Here is a 16,539-nt window from a genome sequence, read left to right on the forward strand (position 1 = left end):
AGACGGGCGACGTGGGTGAAAACCGGCGTCGCCCGTTTTGTTATGCGGGCCTATGAGGGTCAGTCGCGTTTGGCGATATCGGCGAAGTCGGCGTTGAGCAGTGAAGCCAAATCTGAGGCCGCCAGTTCAATGTCCAGTCCGCGTTTGCCGCCGGAGATAAAAATGGTGTCGAAAGGCTCCGCAGCGATGTCGATGGCCGTCGGCAGACGCTTTTTCTGCCCGAGCGGGCTGATGCCGCCGNCCAGATAGCCGGTCACGCGCTGGGCCAGCTGCGGGTCGGCCATATCCGCTTTTTTGGCGCGGAAGGCCTTAGCGACTTTTTTCAGATCCAACTGACCCGCCACTGGCGTCACCGCAACGGCCAGATTTTTAGCATCGCCGTTCAGCGCGACCAGCAGCGTTTTGTATATTTGCTGCTTATCGACCCCAAGTTTACGGGCAGCTTCTTCGCCGAAATTGGTTTCATCGGCATCGTGATGATAGCTGTGCAAAGTGAAGGTGATTTTGTGCTTCTCAAGCAGCTTGACTGCGGGTGTCATGATTTCTGTCCTTACGTACTGTCAAAATGAGTGCGCCCGCAATAGGGCGGGCAAATTATCCTCGCCAAACAGGTGCAGCGCGCCTACCGAGATCACATAGTTTCCCTCGGGTAATGCCGTCAGCTGTTGCTGCCAGCGTCGATTGCGCTGCTGCATCAATATTTCCGACATGGCATTGCTGAAACTGTCGGGCAAATTGTCCACGCGCAGGGTTTTATAATCCAGCCATCCGTTAATCATGGTTTGCAGCAGGCGAGCGTTGCTGTGCCAGTGGGTCAGGGTATCTTCCAGCAGCGGCAGTCCGCCGCGAGGCAGTTGCTGGAGGAGTTCCACCTGCGCCTGCTGGCCCTCAAGTTCAATGATGGGCACGCCCCGCTGCCGGGCGATGTTGATCAACTGGAAATCGATACCGTATTGCGGGCGCAAGCCTAGCGAGGTCGCCTGTCTGGCCTGCAACATCAATGCGATCTGCCAGGCTGGGAGGCGGTCGAGACTGTCATAGCTGAGCGCCAGTGAATGGCAACACTGTTGCAGTTGATTTAGCGCTTCGGCGTCCAGTCGCTCAGACAGCGGCGGCGCGTCTTGCACCGGAGGGAAGGGCGAGTGGCTGTCTGAAATATCCGCCTCCACGACCAGCGCCGTCGCCGTGTCCAGCTGCTTAAGCAGTGCGTCCGGCAGCGGCGACATGTCCACCGTCCCCATGTGAATACTTCCGACCAAATGATAGCGATGACCCGCGAGTTCGATATCGACCGCGGGATAGCCGTGGCTGCGCACGGAGATCAAGCCGAGGAACGTTGCGATGCGGCGTAATAAAGGCTTCATAGCGTCATCTCCGGAGATCAATACGTTATGCTAAACGCTTCGCGGGAAAAGTTGTATCGGTAATTGCGGCGACCGACGGTGTGCGGCGATAAGCTGGTATAGGCCAGCGCTCGGGTCGTTGGTCCCCGCTCTGGGCCTGTCCGAAAGAGGCGCCGGGAGCGCGGGCAAGCCAGGATGGAACGAAAGCGACCTGTACTGGCGACATGGGGTAGGCGCGAGAAACAAGCGCCATCGCCGTGGTGACGATGGCCGAGGTTTTAAAGACAGTCGTGCGGTCTCTTGTCGCACGGCGAGCCGAAGGCGACCCGTGGACAGGAAGACGGCGACACTTAACGGGTTTGCGGGCGAACGCGCAGCGTAATACCTTCTATCGCGACGATTTCGACCGGCGTTCCCGCGGGCAGGTCGCCGTCAGCCGAGACTCGCCAACTGCTATCGCCAAGGATGATGCGGCCTGACCCGTTGACGACGGGCTCGCTCAGGTTAGCCTTGCGTCCCACCAGTTGGAGTCCGCGCTGATTGAGCGTCGAAGCCGGGCCGCGCAGCGTACGCTGACGCAGCCAATACCACCACAAACACGCCGTGAGCACGGTGAGGAGCGCGAACGCTACACCTTGTGCCGGTAGCCCCAACGGCAGAAGCCAGACCAGCACGCCGACCAACAGCGCAGACACGCCGCTCCACAACAGATAACCGCCTGCGCCCAGCATTTCCGCCGCGAGCAGCAGTCCGCCGAGCGTCAGCCAGAACCAGCGTGCATAGGTCATCAGTAGATCGGTCATCATTATGCTTTCCGGCCGGACTGGCTTTCTTTTATCAGTTCGCTAATTCCGCCAATGGCGCCCATCAGGTTGCTGGCATCCAGCGGCATCATAATGACTTTACTGTTGCTAGCTGAACCGATGTTCTGCAATGCGTCGGTATATTTCTGCGCGACGAAGTAGTTGATAGCCTGAATATTCCCGGCGGCGATAGCTTCAGACNCCATCTGGGTCGCGCGGGCTTCGGCCTCGGCGGAACGTTCGCGGGCTTCCGCTTCCAAAAAGGCGGACTGACGCTGTCCTTCGGATTTCAGGATCTGCGACTGTTTTTCCCCTTCCGCTTTCAGAATCGCCGCCTGACGCACGCCTTCGGCTTCCAGAATATCGGCGCGTTTATTTCGTTCGGCTTTCATCTGCGCGTTCATGGCTTCAATTAGCTCTGCCGGCGGGCGAACGTCGCGGATCTCAATACGGGTGACCTTGATTCCCCAAGGGTTGGTGGCTTCATCCACGATGTGCAGCAGGCGAGTATTGATGCTGTCGCGTTGAGACAGCATTTCGTCCAGCTCCATCGAACCCAACACGGTACGAATGTTAGTCATGGTCAGGTTGATGATGGCCAGTTCCAGATTGCTGACTTCATAGGCAGCCTGCGCGGCGTCGATGACCTGGATAAAGCACACGGCGTCGATGGTGACGTTGGCGTTGTCTTTGGAAATGATCTCCTGCGACGGGATTTCCAGCACCTGTTCCATCATGTTGATCTTACGACCCACCCGGTCCATGAACGGCACCATCAGGTTAAGGCCGGGCATTAATGTGCGGGTGTAACGACCAAAGCGTTCTACCGTCCATTGGTAGCCCTGAGGAACGATTTTGATGCCTGACCAAACGATGATCAGCGCAACGAGAATAATGACAGAAATAAAAGTTAGCATTGAGTTCACTCTCCCTGAGGTTTTATCCGAACAGTGTAACCCATGTTGTCTGGCGATATGGGGGGATGAGGCGTGATTTTCGTCGCTTTATCACGGACCCAGTGCGGCGCTGGCCGTGGGGTGAAGCCCGTCGTTGCGATTGGGCGATAAGATGAGGTTATGGAGTGACTGTGCGTGTTTTCGAGGGGGTGAGAGGTGTAGGTATGCCGCGGTAGCTGTGCTCAGGCGGCTTTATGATAGCGCGGCGACACGCACTCATCCCTGGAGAATATTTGTCGGTCTGGCACCCTGCATCAGGAACAAAATTATCAGGAACAAAACGGGCGGACGAACGCGGGGACAAGGCCGGGAGGGCTGGTGGAGGGAAAGTGCCAGCGGCGTGAGCCGGCTGGCTAGATGTCCAACTCTACATCGCTAAGCGGTTTGCAGCAGCAGGGCAGGATTTCGCCCGGCAGAAAGAATGCCAAGGGCGTCTGCGCATAGATGACCTCGCCTTTGAGAAGGCGCATGCGACAGGCGCCGCAGTACCCGGAACGGCAGTGGAACTCCACGTTGATCCGCTGCGTTTCTAACGCCTCCAGCAGCGTGGCGTCTTCCTCTTCGCTGTACTCAAACTGCGCACCGGACGTGCGCAGGGTGATGGTGGGCGTACTCATGATTACAGCTGGAAGTCGCTCAGGTCGTCGGCATTGATTTCCGAGTCGATTTGTCCGACCAGATAGGAGCTGACTTCCACTTCCTGCGGGGCGACCTGCACGTTGTCCGACACCAGCCAGGCATTAATCCACGGAATCGGGTTGGTGCGGGTTTCAAACGGCAGCGGCAGTCCGACAGCCTGCATGCGGATATTGGTGATGTACTCAATGTACTGGCACAGAATATCTTTGTTGAGGCCGATCATGGAGCCGTCGCGGAACAGGTATTCCGCCCACTCTTTTTCCTGCTGCGCAGCCAATACGAACAGGTCGTAGCTCTGCTGCTGGCACTCTTCCGCCACCTTCGCCATTTCCGGGTCATCATGGCCTGAGCGCAGCAGATTCAGCATGTGCTGCGTTCCGGTCAGGTGCAGCGCCTCATCACGGGCGATCAGCTTGATGATTTTGGCGTTGCCTTCCATCAGTTCGCGTTCCGCGAAGGCGAAAGAGCAGGCGAAACTGACGTAGAAGCGGATCGCTTCCAAAGCGTTGACGCTCATCAGGCACAGGTACAGCTGTTTCTTCAATTGGTACAGGTTGATCTCGATGGTTTTACCGTTCACCTGATGCGTGCCTTCACCCAGCAGATGGTAGTAATTGGTCATTTCGATCAGATCGTCATAGAACCCGGAGATGTCTTTGGCGCGTTTGAGGATCTCGTCGTTGGTCACGATATCGTCGAACACCAGAGACGGATCGTTGACGATGTTTCGAATGATATGCGTGTAAGAGCGGGAGTGAATGGTTTCGGAGAATGCCCAGGTTTCCACCCAGGTCTCCAGCTCAGGAATCGAAATGAGCGGCAACAGAGCCACGTTAGGGCTGCGGCCCTGAATGGAGTCCAGCAACGTCTGATACTTCAGGTTGCTGATGAAAATGTGCTTCTCGTGATCCGGCAGCGCCTGATAATCGATGCGATCGCGAGAGACGTCGACTTCTTCCGGACGCCAGAAAAAGGAGAGCTGTTTTTCGATCAGTTTTTCGAAAATCTCGTATTTCTGCTGGTCATAACGCGCCACGTTAACCGGCTGGCCGAAGAACATCGGCTCCAGCAGCTGATTATTTTTGTTCTGTGAAAAAGTGGTATAGGCCATGGTATCTCCAAAAAAATGCCGGAGCATTTTTCAACGCCGTTTGAGGCGACCTCGGACGGAGTGCGTATCCGTCATAGAAAAATCAGAAAACTGCCGTCGGGAGGACGGCAGTTTCTATTGAGTTTACTGATAACCCGGCGATGACGAAACGATCATTCGACAGAATGAAAATCCTTTCGCGCGCGGTTTAGATTTTGCAGGCGCCGCCTTCACAGCCATCATCCTGCGCGGCGACGTCCAGCAGGTCGTCCTGCGAGTCCTCGGCGCCGTCACGGGTATTTTGATAATAGAGCGTTTTAACGCCGAGCTTATAGGCCGTCAGCAAATCTTTCAGCAGCTGTTTCATCGGCACTTTGCCTGATGGGAAACGCGACGGATCGTAGTTGGTGTTGGATGAAATCGCCTGATCGACGAATTTCTGCATCAGTCCCACCAATTGCAGATAGCCGTCGTTGTTCGGCATTTCCCACAGCAGTTCGTACTGACCTTTCAGACGCTCATACTCCGGCACGACCTGACGAAGAATCCCATCCTTCGACGCCTTCACGCTGATATGGCCGCGCGGCGGCTCGATACCGTTGGTGGCGTTGGAGATCTGCGACGACGTTTCGGACGGCATCAGCGCGGACAGCGTAGAGTTGCGCAGACCGTGGGTTTTGATGTCCTGGCGCAGCGTTTCCCAGTCGAAATGCAGCGGTTCATTGCTGATGGTGTCCAGATCGCGTTTATAGGTGTCGATCGGCAGCACGCCCTGCGAGTAGGTGGTTTCGTTGAACCACGGGCAGGCGCCCTGTTCGCGCGCCAGCACGTTAGAGGCTTTCAACAGATAGTACTGAATGGCTTCAAAGGTGCGGTGCGTCAGATTGTTGGCGCTGCCGTCGGAGTAACGGACGCCGTTTTTCGCCAGATAGTAGGCGAAGTTGATGACGCCGATGCCAAGAGTACGACGTCCCATCGCGCCACGTTCTGCGGCGGGAATAGGGTAATCCTGATAGTCCAGCAGCGCATCCAGGGCGCGTACGGCCAGCGTCGCCAGCTCTTCCAGATCGTCCAGGCTGTCGATGGCGCCGAGGTTGAACGCTGACAGCGTGCACAGCGCGATTTCGCCGTTTTCGTCATTAACGTCGTTCAGCGGTTTGGTCGGCAGCGCGATTTCCAGGCACAGGTTGGACTGGCGTACCGGCGCGATCTGCGGATCGAACGGACTGTGGGTGTTGCAGTGATCGACGTTCTGAATGTAGATACGGCCGGTGGACGCGCGCTCTTGCATCATCAGCGAGAACAGTTCGACCGCTTTGATACGCTGCTTGCGGATGCTGTCGTCTTGCTCGTACTTGACGTACAGACGTTCGAACTCTTCCTGATTGACGAAGAAGGCGTCGTACAGGCCGGGAACGTCGGACGGGCTGAACAGAGTGATGTCTTCACCCTTCAGCAGGCGCTGATACATCAGCTTGTTGAGCTGCACGCCGTAGTCCAGATGGCGTACGCGGTTGCCTTCAACGCCGCGGTTGTTTTTCAGCACCAGCAGGCTTTCAACTTCCAAATGCCACAGTGGGTAGAACAACGTCGCCGCGCCGCCGCGAACGCCGCCCTGAGAGCAGGATTTCACCGCGGTCTGGAAGTGTTTGTAGAACGGAACGCAGCCGGTGTGGAATGCTTCGCCGCCGCGGATCGGGCTGCCCAGCGCACGGATGCGCCCGGCGTTGATGCCGATGCCCGCGCGCTGAGACACGTATTTCACGATAGCGCTGGAGGTGGCATTGATGGAATCCAGGCTGTCGCCGCATTCAATCAGCACGCAGGAGCTGAACTGGCGGGTCGGGGTGCGGACGCCGGACATAATCGGAGTCGGCAGAGAAATCTTGAAGGATGACACCGCATCATAGAAACGTCTGACGTAATCCAGTCGCGTCTCACGCGGGTAGCCGGAGAACAGGCAGGCCGCCACCAGCATGTACAGGAACTGGGCGCTCTCATAGATCTCGCCAGTCACACGGTTCTGCACCAGATATTTGCCTTCCAGCTGTTTCACGGCGGCATAAGAGAAGTTCATATCGCGCCAGTGATCGATAAACTCGTTCATCTGGGCGAACTCTTCCGGCGTGTAGTCTTCCAGCAGATGGCGGTCGTATTTACCCATATCGACCATTTTTACGACGTGATCGTACAGCTTAGGCGGCTCGAACTGGCCATACGCTTTTTTGCGCAGATGGAAGATAGCCAGGCGGGCGGCCAGATATTGGTAATCCGGGCTTTCTTTGGAGATCAGGTCTGCAGCGGCCTTGATGATGGTCTCATGAATGTCGGCGGTTTTGATGCCGTCGTAAAACTGGATATGGGAGCGCAGCTCAACCTGTGAAACCGACACGTTGTGCAACCCTTCGGCGGCCCAAGTGATAACCCGGTGAATCTTATCCAGATTAATACGTTCTTTACTGCCATCGCGTTTGGTAACGAGCAGACTCTGGTTCATGTGGAGGAATACCTGTTTGAGTTCTTGGCAGCCCGATCGCCTGCATTTTTGCATGCGAAAAATAGTGTTTGATACATAAGATAAACACTATATATAGGGGGCTGGGTTGGTTTTGATAACAAGATAGTGAGAAATACATGTTAATGCAAGTAAGCGCATCGTGCAGATTTTAACCCGGACATTGAGTTGGAATGGAGTGAAACCAGCCGATCCCAGACGCGATGCGGCTTTGTTTTATGTCAACCTCTTCCGCAAAAAATAAAAAAAATTGATCGACCGCTGGATTCTTATTCGAACGTAAAAAACCAACTTTTTGATCTAGTCCCGTGTTTGGTTATTTGGCCGCCAGAGAACGCGGTTTCTCAAAGCACTTCTTTTCCTTTCCGCTCCGCTCTCCGCCGTTTCCCTGTTTCTGGCTTGCAGGAAAGTCTGTTTCCATGGCGTTGGCCGCTTTGTTGTCGGCCGTAAACGAGGGGAGAGTCTGACGCGGTGGGGCATGGGGCGTTAAAATGGGCGGATGCGAGCAAGAACCGCCGTGGCAGGAAAATGAATGGCGCGCTTAGGGTGGCACTGTCTGGTTACTGTGCGGGAATGGCATTCGGTGAACCGGTTTTTATTAAAATAATGTATTAGAAATGTTTACACATGCGCGAGTCATTAAGAAATGGGTTTTATTTTTAAAGTTAATTTCCCGGTTTGGTTGAAAGAAATAAATAAAAGATTAAATATACTTCAGGTTATATTTTATCCGCCATAAAAAGAAAACTAAGTAATAATGGTGCGTTATAACTATCTCGGTAAAAATAAATTTGAGTCATTTGTTTTAATCATATCGAGTTACATTTATTACACTATGTTTATTTTTTATATTTTCGTATTGGGTTAATGTTTAAATGGTTTTATTAAATCCATGAATAAGGAAAATTCAATATGCAATATAGAAAAGTCTCTATTTTACTGAGTTCCATTACTGGTTTGGTAATATCTATGGCGTCTTTAAGTGCCTATTCCGGCACCGACGTTATTGACTCCGCGCCTGTGAATAACGATAGCCATGTCTCAGCGGCTGGCCACCAGCCTCACTGGGTGTTGGCGTCGAGCTCTGCGAACAGCCGTAGCAACAGTCCTTCGCACGGCAGCACCAGCGGAAAGTCGTCCGGGACGACTAACAGAGGGAGCAACGACAATAGAAATGGTCGATTCTAAAAGGAGCAGGCTAATTCCCTGGGAGGAATAATTACCTTACCGGAAAGAACCACTCGTCATGTTGAATAATCCTCTGTGATAAAAACTATGGGTCATTGCCACGTTATTATGGGAATGATTTTTTTATGCGCGTCGATTAATTCGAGAGGCTACCTAACGGTGTCCATTCGTTATGGCGGTGGTGAAATTCAGGGGCGAATTTTTTCGCCCCTATGTTCTAAGGGAAACTCGTTGCAGCATTAAATAAAAAAGACTTTTAGGAATAATCTGGAAGAAATAATGAGGATATCGAAAATACTTCTACTGCGTTTATGTATTAAAAATAGTGAACATTGAAGGCGGCATCTTATTCATCTGCCGTGGACAGACATCAAGTTAGCGATCACGTTAGCGACAGTTTTGCCTTGTCCTCGACCGAATGACGGCGTCACCATCAGCCAACGAGGAGGAAGGGCAGTGTTAGCGGCAAGTTGGAAAGCAGTACCCAGGCAAGAACAGGAAGGTCGACGTGGTTTCCCCCCCTGTCATGCCGTCCTCCCGAATCAATGATGAGAGCGAATGTGATGCGGAAGGAACAAGGAGAACTCAAACGCCTGACATGGCTCGTCAGCTTATTCGGCGTTTTCACGCTGTGTATGCAGCATATAGTTGACGTCTACACTCCCACCCAGTCTGAATGTGTCGAACAGCGGATTATAGTGCAGCCCAGTGATGTGCTTTTCCCGCAATGGCGTCGAATCAAGCCATCCCAGCAGTTCGGCAGGGCGTATAAACTTTTTGATATCATGCGTTCCTCGCGGCACCATCTTCGCGACATATTCGGCGCCGACGATCATCATCAGCCACGCTTTAGCGTTACGGTTGATCGTGGAGAAAAACACCTGACCTCCGGGCCTGACCAAACGGGCGCAGGCTTCGATTATGGAACGCGGGTCGGGCACATGTTCGAGCATTTCCATGCAGGTCACCACGTCGTATTCTCCAGCGTGAGCCTCGGCATGAGCTTCTACGGTTTCCTGCACGTAATGCACGTCGACCCCGCTTTCCAGAGCATGAAGGCGCGCAACCTGCAGAGGTTCGCCCCCCATATCCAGCCCCGTGACCTTGGCGCCTTCGCGCGCCATACTTTCGGACAAAATACCGCCTCCGCAGCCGACATCCAGGATCTTCTTGCCGTACAGGCCCTCGGCGTGGCGGGAGATATATCCCAGACGCAGCGGATTAATGCGGTGTAGGGGTTTGAATTCGCCTTCCAGGTCCCACCAGCGGGAAGCGACGGCTTCGAATTTGGCGATCTCGTCGTGGTCGACGTTTTGGGTATGGGAATCAGCCTTCATGTGCATGTCTAACCTTATCGTCATTTTTCGCTGTTAGTGAGTATATCCGGCCTGCCGCGGTTGTTGTAGTTAAGCCGACCATTGGGGACGAACCTACGTCGGCGCAGGCCATAAAAATCAGTATCCTGGCCAGGCGGTAAAAACCCGGCGCGGGGTGCGGAGTTTCCCCCGAAACGCCGCTTTGTGATATACTTTTTCACCTTTTGAACTCGGGTAGATGCATTAATAGAGGGATAGCGGCTCCATGAGCGACCTTGCCAGAGAAATTACACCGGTTAACATCGAAGAGGAGCTGAAAAGCTCGTATCTGGACTATGCCATGTCTGTTATTGTCGGACGTGCGTTGCCAGATGTTCGCGATGGCCTGAAGCCGGTACACCGTCGCGTACTGTTCGCGATGAACGTACTCGGGAATGACTGGAACAAACCTTATAAAAAATCGGCCCGTGTGGTCGGGGACGTCATCGGTAAATACCACCCCCACGGTGACAGTGCGGTTTATGACACCATCGTGCGTATGGCTCAGCCATTCTCGCTGCGTTACATGCTGGTGGATGGACAGGGTAACTTTGGCTCGATCGACGGAGATTCCGCTGCCGCCATGCGTTACACCGAAGTTCGCATGTCGAAAATCGCCCATGAATTGCTGTCCGACCTGGACAAAGAAACGGTTGATTTCGTGCCGAACTACGATGGCACGGAACAGATTCCAGACGTCATGCCTACGCGCATTCCGAACCTGCTGGTCAACGGATCTTCAGGTATCGCGGTGGGGATGGCGACCAACATTCCTCCTCACAACCTGTCTGAAGTGATTGACGGCTGCCTGGCCTACATCAATGACGAAAACATCAGCCTCGAAGGGTTGATGGAGCACATCAAGGGACCCGATTTCCCTACCGCCGCCATCATCAACGGCAAGCGCGGCATCGAAGAAGCGTATCGTACAGGCCGCGGCAAGGTGTATATCCGCGCTCGCGCCGAGGTCGAAGCGGATGCGAAAACCGGCCGTGAAACCATCATCGTGCACGAAATTCCTTATCAGGTGAACAAAGCCCGCCTGATAGAAAAAATGGCCGAGTTGGTGAAAGACAAGCGTATCGAAGGCATCAGCGCACTGCGCGATGAGTCCGATAAGGACGGGATGCGCATCGTCATCGAAATCAAACGCGATGCGGTCGGGGAAGTGGTCCTGAACCACCTCTACTCCCAGACGCAGATGCAGGTGTCGTTCGGCATCAACATGGTGGCGCTGCATCAGGGCCAGCCTCGTTTGATGACGCTGAAAGAGATCCTCTCCGCATTTGTGCGCCACCGCCGCGAAGTGGTGACGCGCCGCACGATTTATGAGCTGCGTAAAGCACGCGAACGCGCCCACATTTTGGAAGGTCTGGCCATCGCGCTGGCGAACATCGATCCCATCATCGAGATGATTCGTCAGGCGCCGACGCCTGCGGAAGCGAAGGCGGCTCTGGTTTCACATGCCTGGGAACTGGGTTCCGTAGCGGCCATGCTGGAACGCGCCGGCGACGATGCCGCGCGTCCGGAGTGGCTGGAGCCGGAATTCGGTATCCGCGACGGTCGCTATTACCTGACCGAACAGCAGGCTCAGGCCATTCTGGATCTGCGTTTGCAGAAACTGACCGGTCTGGAACATGAAAAGCTGCTGGACGAATACAAGGCGTTGCTGGAGCAAATCGCCGAACTGCTGTTCATTCTGAACAGCCCGGACCGCCTGATGGAAGTCATTCGCGAAGAGCTCGAAGCGATCAAGGAACAGTACAACGATCCGCGTCGCACCGAGATCACCGCGAACAGCGCCGACATCAACATCGAAGACCTGATCAATCAGGAAGATGTTGTCGTGACGCTGTCTCATCAGGGGTACGTGAAGTATCAGCCGCTGACCGACTACGAGGCCCAGCGTCGCGGCGGCCGTGGCAAGTCCGCCGCCCGTATCAAGGAAGAGGACTTCATCGATCGTCTGCTGGTGGCGAACACCCACGACACGATCCTGTGCTTCTCCAGCCGTGGCCGTCTGTACTGGATGAAAGTCTACCAGCTGCCGGAAGCCAGCCGAGGCGCCCGTGGACGTCCTATCGTCAACCTGCTGCCGCTGGAGCCGAATGAACGCATCACCGCTATCCTGCCGGTGCGTGAATACGAAGAAGGGTTGAACATCTTTATGGCGACGGCCAGCGGTACGGTCAAGAAGACCGCGCTGACCGAGTTCAGCCGCCCGCGTAGCGCCGGCATCATCGCCGTCAACCTGAACGACGGCGACGAACTGATTGGCGTTGACCTGACGGATGGCAGCAATGAAGTGATGCTGTTCTCCGCCTCAGGGAAAGTCGTGCGCTTTTCCGAGCAGGCGGTACGTGCCATGGGTCGTACTGCGACCGGCGTGCGCGGCATCAACCTGCAGGATGACGACCGTGTGGTCTCGCTGATTGTTCCTCGCGGCGACGGCGACATCCTGACCGTCACGCAGAACGGCTTCGGTAAGCGTACTGCGGTGGGCGAATATCCGGTGAAATCTCGCGCCACCAAAGGGGTCATCTCTATCAAGGTGAGCGAGCGTAACGGACAGGTCGTTGGCGCGGTACAGGTCGATACGGCCGATCAGATCATGATGATTACCGATGCCGGAACGCTGGTGCGTACTCGTGTATCCGAGGTGAGCATCGTGGGTCGTAACACCCAGGGCGTCACGCTGATCCGTACTGCTGAAGACGAAAACGTCGTCGGCTTGCAGCGCGTCGCTGAACCAGTGGAAGACGAAGAGCTGGACGGCGTCGTTGAAGGTATCGTCGACGGTGAGATCTTGGAAGAGGAAGGCGATGAGCACGAATCTGACAACGACGACGATGAAGCCGTAGACGACGAATAATCCGCGGGAGCTCCTTCGGATGTGATAACTAAGCCAGCGCGTGATGCGCTGGCTTTTTTTATGCGGGATCGGTACTGTGGTAGCCGCCGGTTCGGCGGCAGTTCTCTATCCCATAACCTGACGGTATTCCCTTGAAATTTGTAGCTTCATTTCAGACCACACTGAAATTCTCCCGGTATCTGTTCCGGGCGCTGGCTCTGGCGCTATGGCTCCTGGGGGCGTTGATTTCCTTGTTTTATCTCAGTAAAGCACTGAATGAACGCGAGTCTCAGCTGAGGCATCTGTTTACCCTGAATGCCGACCAATCTTTGGGATATATTCGCCGAGCCACCGATGTGGCGCGCGAGTTGAAATACATGGCGACCAATCGGCTGAGCGCAACCAATGCCGGCCGGGAGCATCTTACCGAGGTGCAGGAGAAGGCCTATTCGATTTACGGTATGTCGTCGTCGGTCAATTGCGCTGCGGAGTACGAGAAAAATTCCTCCCAGCTGACGCCGCTCATCCACTTCTTTGAGCAGTGGCACCACGATTTCTCTTCCGTCTACGATCTAAACCGTATCTTCTTTGTCGACCGACGCCAGCAGTGCCTGGTGGATTTCGGCATCCGTAACCAGTCGCTGGACAGCGAGAGTCTGGTGAGAAACGTGCAGGAACGCCTGCAGGGGCAGCGCAACAGCAAACTGTCGACCCGCCGCGACGACAGCCTGTTCTGGGTCAGCTCCGGCCTGACGTCCGAAACCGGCTACTTCTATGCATTGATGCCGATCTATGTGGAGAACCAACTGGTGGCGGTGATGGGAATCGAACAGCCCATACGTCTGGATGATTTCATGCTGAGCAGCGATCTGCCGTTTAGCGTCAAATTGCTCGACCAAAACAATCGCACGCTGATGCAGTTCAGCGATGCGGCGCGCAATAATATCAATGGACCTTACCCCGACGTCAGCGCCTATTTCGGCTATATCAATAACTACAATGCCCTGATTCTGAAGAAGGCGTTGCTGCCGACGACGCTGAGCGTCGTGTACGCATTGCCGCTGGAAGTCATTCTGGCGGCGCTCAACTCCCTGATCATGAATATGGCGTTGCTAAATTTGCTGTCGGCCATCGCGTTATTTGTGATTACCCGGGTGCTGGAGCAGCGCATGTTTTTGCCCGCGGAACGAAACGCGTTTCAGCTGGAGGAGAACGAACAGTTCAACCGCAAAATCGTGGCCTCCGCGCCGGTGGGGATCTGTATCCTGCGGATTAGCGACGGCGCCAATATTCTGAGTAACGAGCTGGCCCACAACTATCTCAGCCTGCTGACCTACGAAGATCGTATCCGCGTGACCAAGATTATCTGCGAGCAGCAGTCTAAATCCGTGGATGTGCTGACCAGCCGTAACCATCATCTGCAAATCAGCTTCGTGCATTCACGCTATCGCAACGAGAACGTAGCGATCTGCGTCCTGCTGGACGTTAGCGCCCGCGTCAGAATGGAAGAGTCTCTGCAGGAAATGGCGAACGCGGCTGAGCAGGCCAGCCAGTCCAAATCCATGTTCCTGGCGACGGTCAGTCATGAATTGCGCACGCCTTTGTACGGCATTATCGGCAACCTGGATCTGCTGCAGACGAAGACGCTGCCGAAAGACGCTAACCGGCTGGTGACGGCCATGCACAATTCGTCTGAGCTGCTGTTGAAAATCATCAGCGATATCCTCGACTTCTCTAAAATCGAGTCCGAGCAGTTGAAGATCGAAAACTGCCAGTTTATCCCGCGCGAAGTGATCAGCCATGTGGTGAGCAACTACCTGCCGCTGGTGGTCAAGAAGCGCCTGACGCTCTATTGCTTTATCGAACCCAAAGTGCCGGTAAGTCTTTCAGGCGATCCGGTGCGTCTACAGCAGGTGCTGTCCAACCTGCTGAGTAACGCCATCAAGTTTACCGACACCGGCTGCATCGTCTTTCAGGTCCGCTGTCGCGATGGGTATATCGAGTTTTTGGTGCGGGATACCGGAGTGGGGATCAATACGCGCGAAGTGATGAAACTGTTCGATCCCTTCTTCCAGGCGGGAACCGGCGTGCAGCGGCATTTTCAGGGCACTGGTTTGGGGCTGGCGATTTGTGAAAAGCTGGTCAATCTGATGGACGGCGACATTACGATCGAGTCGGCCCCGGGGCTGGGCAGCCAGTTCGGCATTCGCATTCCGCTGTATCAGGCTCAGTATCCGCTGACGGTGATCAATCCGCTATTACAGGGGAAAAACGCCTGGCTGCGCATTCGCAACGCCTATATGGGAAATTACCTGTGCGCGTTCCTGCAGGAGCATGGCCTGAATGTGCAGGACTATAGCGGGCAGGCTGTGGCGGCCGATGAGATTGTCATCAGCGACTATCCGTTGAGTCAGAGCCTGGGGGCGCGTGCGCACATTCTGATCAGCGGTTCGCATACGGGGTCGGCACAGGAAGTATCGCCGGGATGCTGGGAGCACAGTACCTCAGCCCCGCAGGATCTGCCGCTGCTGCTGCAACGCATTTATCGCGGTAAAGACGCGCTGCCGGCGTCGGCGTCGGCCGCTCCGGCTTCGGCGAGCTACAGCTGCGACAATGACGATATCCACATTCTGGTTGTGGACGATCACCCGATTAACCGCCGTCTGCTGGCGGACCAGTTGGGATCGCTAGGATACGAGGTGGTCACGGCCAACGATGGGTTAGACGCTCTCGACGTGCTGAGTAAACATGAGGTCGATATCGTGCTGACCGACGTCAACATGCCGAATCTGGATGGGTATGGTTTCACTCGGCGGATGCGGCAGATGGCGTTGACGCTGCCGGTGATAGGCGTGACCGCAAATGCGTTGGCGGAAGAACGGCAGCGCTGTTTAGAAGCCGGTATGGATAACTGCCTGTCGAAGCCGGTAACGCTGGATACGCTGCAACAGTCTCTGGCGTATTACGCCAATCTGGTGCGCCAGAGCAACGCCGAGCAGTCCAAGGATAGCTGACAGACGTCCTCGCCTCGGTACGCGCTTGTTGCAAGTCTGGCTTGCGATGAGAACAGGGGAGGGAAACGAAAAAAGGCTCTGAGGAGAGCCTGAGCGTTGAGTGCCCGCCGAGGTCATCGGCGGGAGAAGGCTTTACTCTTTTTCTGTCGACGCCACGCCGACGGAGGAGAGGTAGTTCAGCAACGCGATATCGTTATCGACGCCAAGTTTGGTCATGGCCGATTTTTTCTGGCTGCTGATGGTCTTGATGCTGCGGTTAAGCTTTCTGGCAATCTCTGTCACCAGGAAACCTTCCGCGAACAGGCGCAGCACTTCGCTTTCCTTCGGCGACAGGCGTTTATCGCCGTAGCCGCTGGCACTGATTTTTTCCAACACCTTGCTCACGCTTTCCGGCGTGAATTTCTTGCCTTTCTGCAGCGCAGCCAGAGCCTTAGGCAGATCCGTCGGCGCGCCTTGTTTGAGTACGATCCCTTCGATGTCCAGCTCCAGTACGGCGCTGAGAATCGCTGGGTTGTTGTTCATGGTCAGAACAATAATTGACAGCTGCGGAAAGTGACGCTTGATATATTTGATCAGCGTAATTCCGTCGCCGTATTTATCCCCTGGCATGGATAAATCAGTAATAAGAACGTTGGCGTTGAGCTTTGGTAAATTATTGATTAATGCTGTTGAGTCTTCAAATTCCCCAACGACGTTCACCCATTCGATTTGCTCCAGCGATTTTCTGATGCCGAAAAGAACGATTGGATGGTCGTCTGCAATAATTACATTAATGTTGTTCATTG

Annotated in this window: 11 protein-coding genes; 2 read left to right on the top strand and 9 right to left on the bottom strand. The window is 54.8% G+C overall.

Annotation, left to right across the window (positions count from 1 at the left end; genetic code table 11):
- Positions 1-59: 59 nt before the first annotated feature.
- The 8 genes from ybaK to ubiG form a co-directional block, all read right to left on the bottom strand.
- Complete coding sequence (ybaK, locus tag SB13_RS02680; RefSeq protein ID WP_026738867.1) at positions 60-539, bottom strand: Cys-tRNA(Pro)/Cys-tRNA(Cys) deacylase YbaK; 480 nt, start codon at positions 537-539, stop codon at positions 60-62.
- A 21-nt stretch (positions 540-560) separates the two neighbouring features.
- Positions 561-1,364, bottom strand: a complete 804-nt coding sequence (locus SB13_RS02685; RefSeq protein WP_026738868.1) for a TraB/GumN family protein — start codon at positions 1,362-1,364, stop codon at positions 561-563.
- Positions 1,365-1,693: 329 nt separating this feature from the next.
- Positions 1,694-2,149 (bottom strand): NfeD family protein, encoded by a 456-nt coding sequence (locus SB13_RS02690; RefSeq protein WP_026738869.1) that lies wholly within the window; start codon positions 2,147-2,149, stop codon positions 1,694-1,696.
- Entirely contained in the window at positions 2,149-3,063 is a 915-nt protein-coding gene (locus SB13_RS02695; RefSeq protein ID WP_026738870.1) for an SPFH domain-containing protein, read from the bottom strand. Before SB13_RS02695 ends, SB13_RS02690 begins: the two co-directional genes overlap by 1 nt.
- 392 nt (positions 3,064-3,455) lie before the next feature.
- Positions 3,456-3,719, bottom strand: coding sequence for a class I ribonucleotide reductase maintenance protein YfaE (yfaE, locus tag SB13_RS02700; RefSeq protein ID WP_026738871.1), 264 nt, complete (start codon positions 3,717-3,719; stop codon positions 3,456-3,458).
- Between the two features lie 2 nt (positions 3,720-3,721).
- Positions 3,722-4,852: a class Ia ribonucleoside-diphosphate reductase subunit beta gene (gene nrdB / locus SB13_RS02705; protein ID WP_026738872.1), complete on the bottom strand. Its 1,131-nt coding sequence runs from the start codon at positions 4,850-4,852 to the stop codon at positions 3,722-3,724.
- Positions 4,853-5,039: 187 nt separating this feature from the next.
- Positions 5,040-7,328: a class 1a ribonucleoside-diphosphate reductase subunit alpha gene (nrdA, locus tag SB13_RS02710; RefSeq protein ID WP_026738873.1), complete on the bottom strand. Its 2,289-nt coding sequence runs from the start codon at positions 7,326-7,328 to the stop codon at positions 5,040-5,042.
- Positions 7,329-9,145: 1,817 nt separating this feature from the next.
- A complete protein-coding gene (gene ubiG / locus SB13_RS02715; RefSeq protein WP_026738874.1) occupies positions 9,146-9,871 on the bottom strand; it encodes a bifunctional 2-polyprenyl-6-hydroxyphenol methylase/3-demethylubiquinol 3-O-methyltransferase UbiG in 726 nt (241 codons plus the stop codon).
- Between the two features lie 244 nt (positions 9,872-10,115).
- Here ubiG and gyrA point away from each other — a divergent pair, with 244 nt between their 5' ends.
- Positions 10,116-12,761 carry a DNA topoisomerase (ATP-hydrolyzing) subunit A gene (gene gyrA, locus SB13_RS02720; RefSeq protein WP_026738875.1) on the top strand — a complete coding sequence of 882 codons (2,646 nt, stop codon included), beginning with the start codon at positions 10,116-10,118 and terminating at the stop codon, positions 12,759-12,761.
- A 131-nt stretch (positions 12,762-12,892) separates the two neighbouring features.
- Positions 12,893-15,754 (top strand): two-component system sensor histidine kinase RcsC, encoded by a 2,862-nt coding sequence (gene rcsC, locus SB13_RS02725; protein ID WP_036150022.1) that lies wholly within the window; start codon positions 12,893-12,895, stop codon positions 15,752-15,754.
- Positions 15,755-15,886: 132 nt separating this feature from the next.
- Here the strand turns inward: rcsC and rcsB are convergent, their stop codons facing one another.
- Positions 15,887-16,537: a response regulator transcription factor RcsB gene (gene rcsB / locus SB13_RS02730; RefSeq protein ID WP_026738877.1), complete on the bottom strand. Its 651-nt coding sequence runs from the start codon at positions 16,535-16,537 to the stop codon at positions 15,887-15,889.
- Positions 16,538-16,539 lie beyond the last annotated feature (2 nt).

Origin of the sequence: Lonsdalea quercina subsp. quercina (assembly GCF_000688695.1) — a bacterium.
Lineage (GTDB): Bacteria > Pseudomonadota > Gammaproteobacteria > Enterobacterales > Enterobacteriaceae > Lonsdalea > Lonsdalea quercina_D.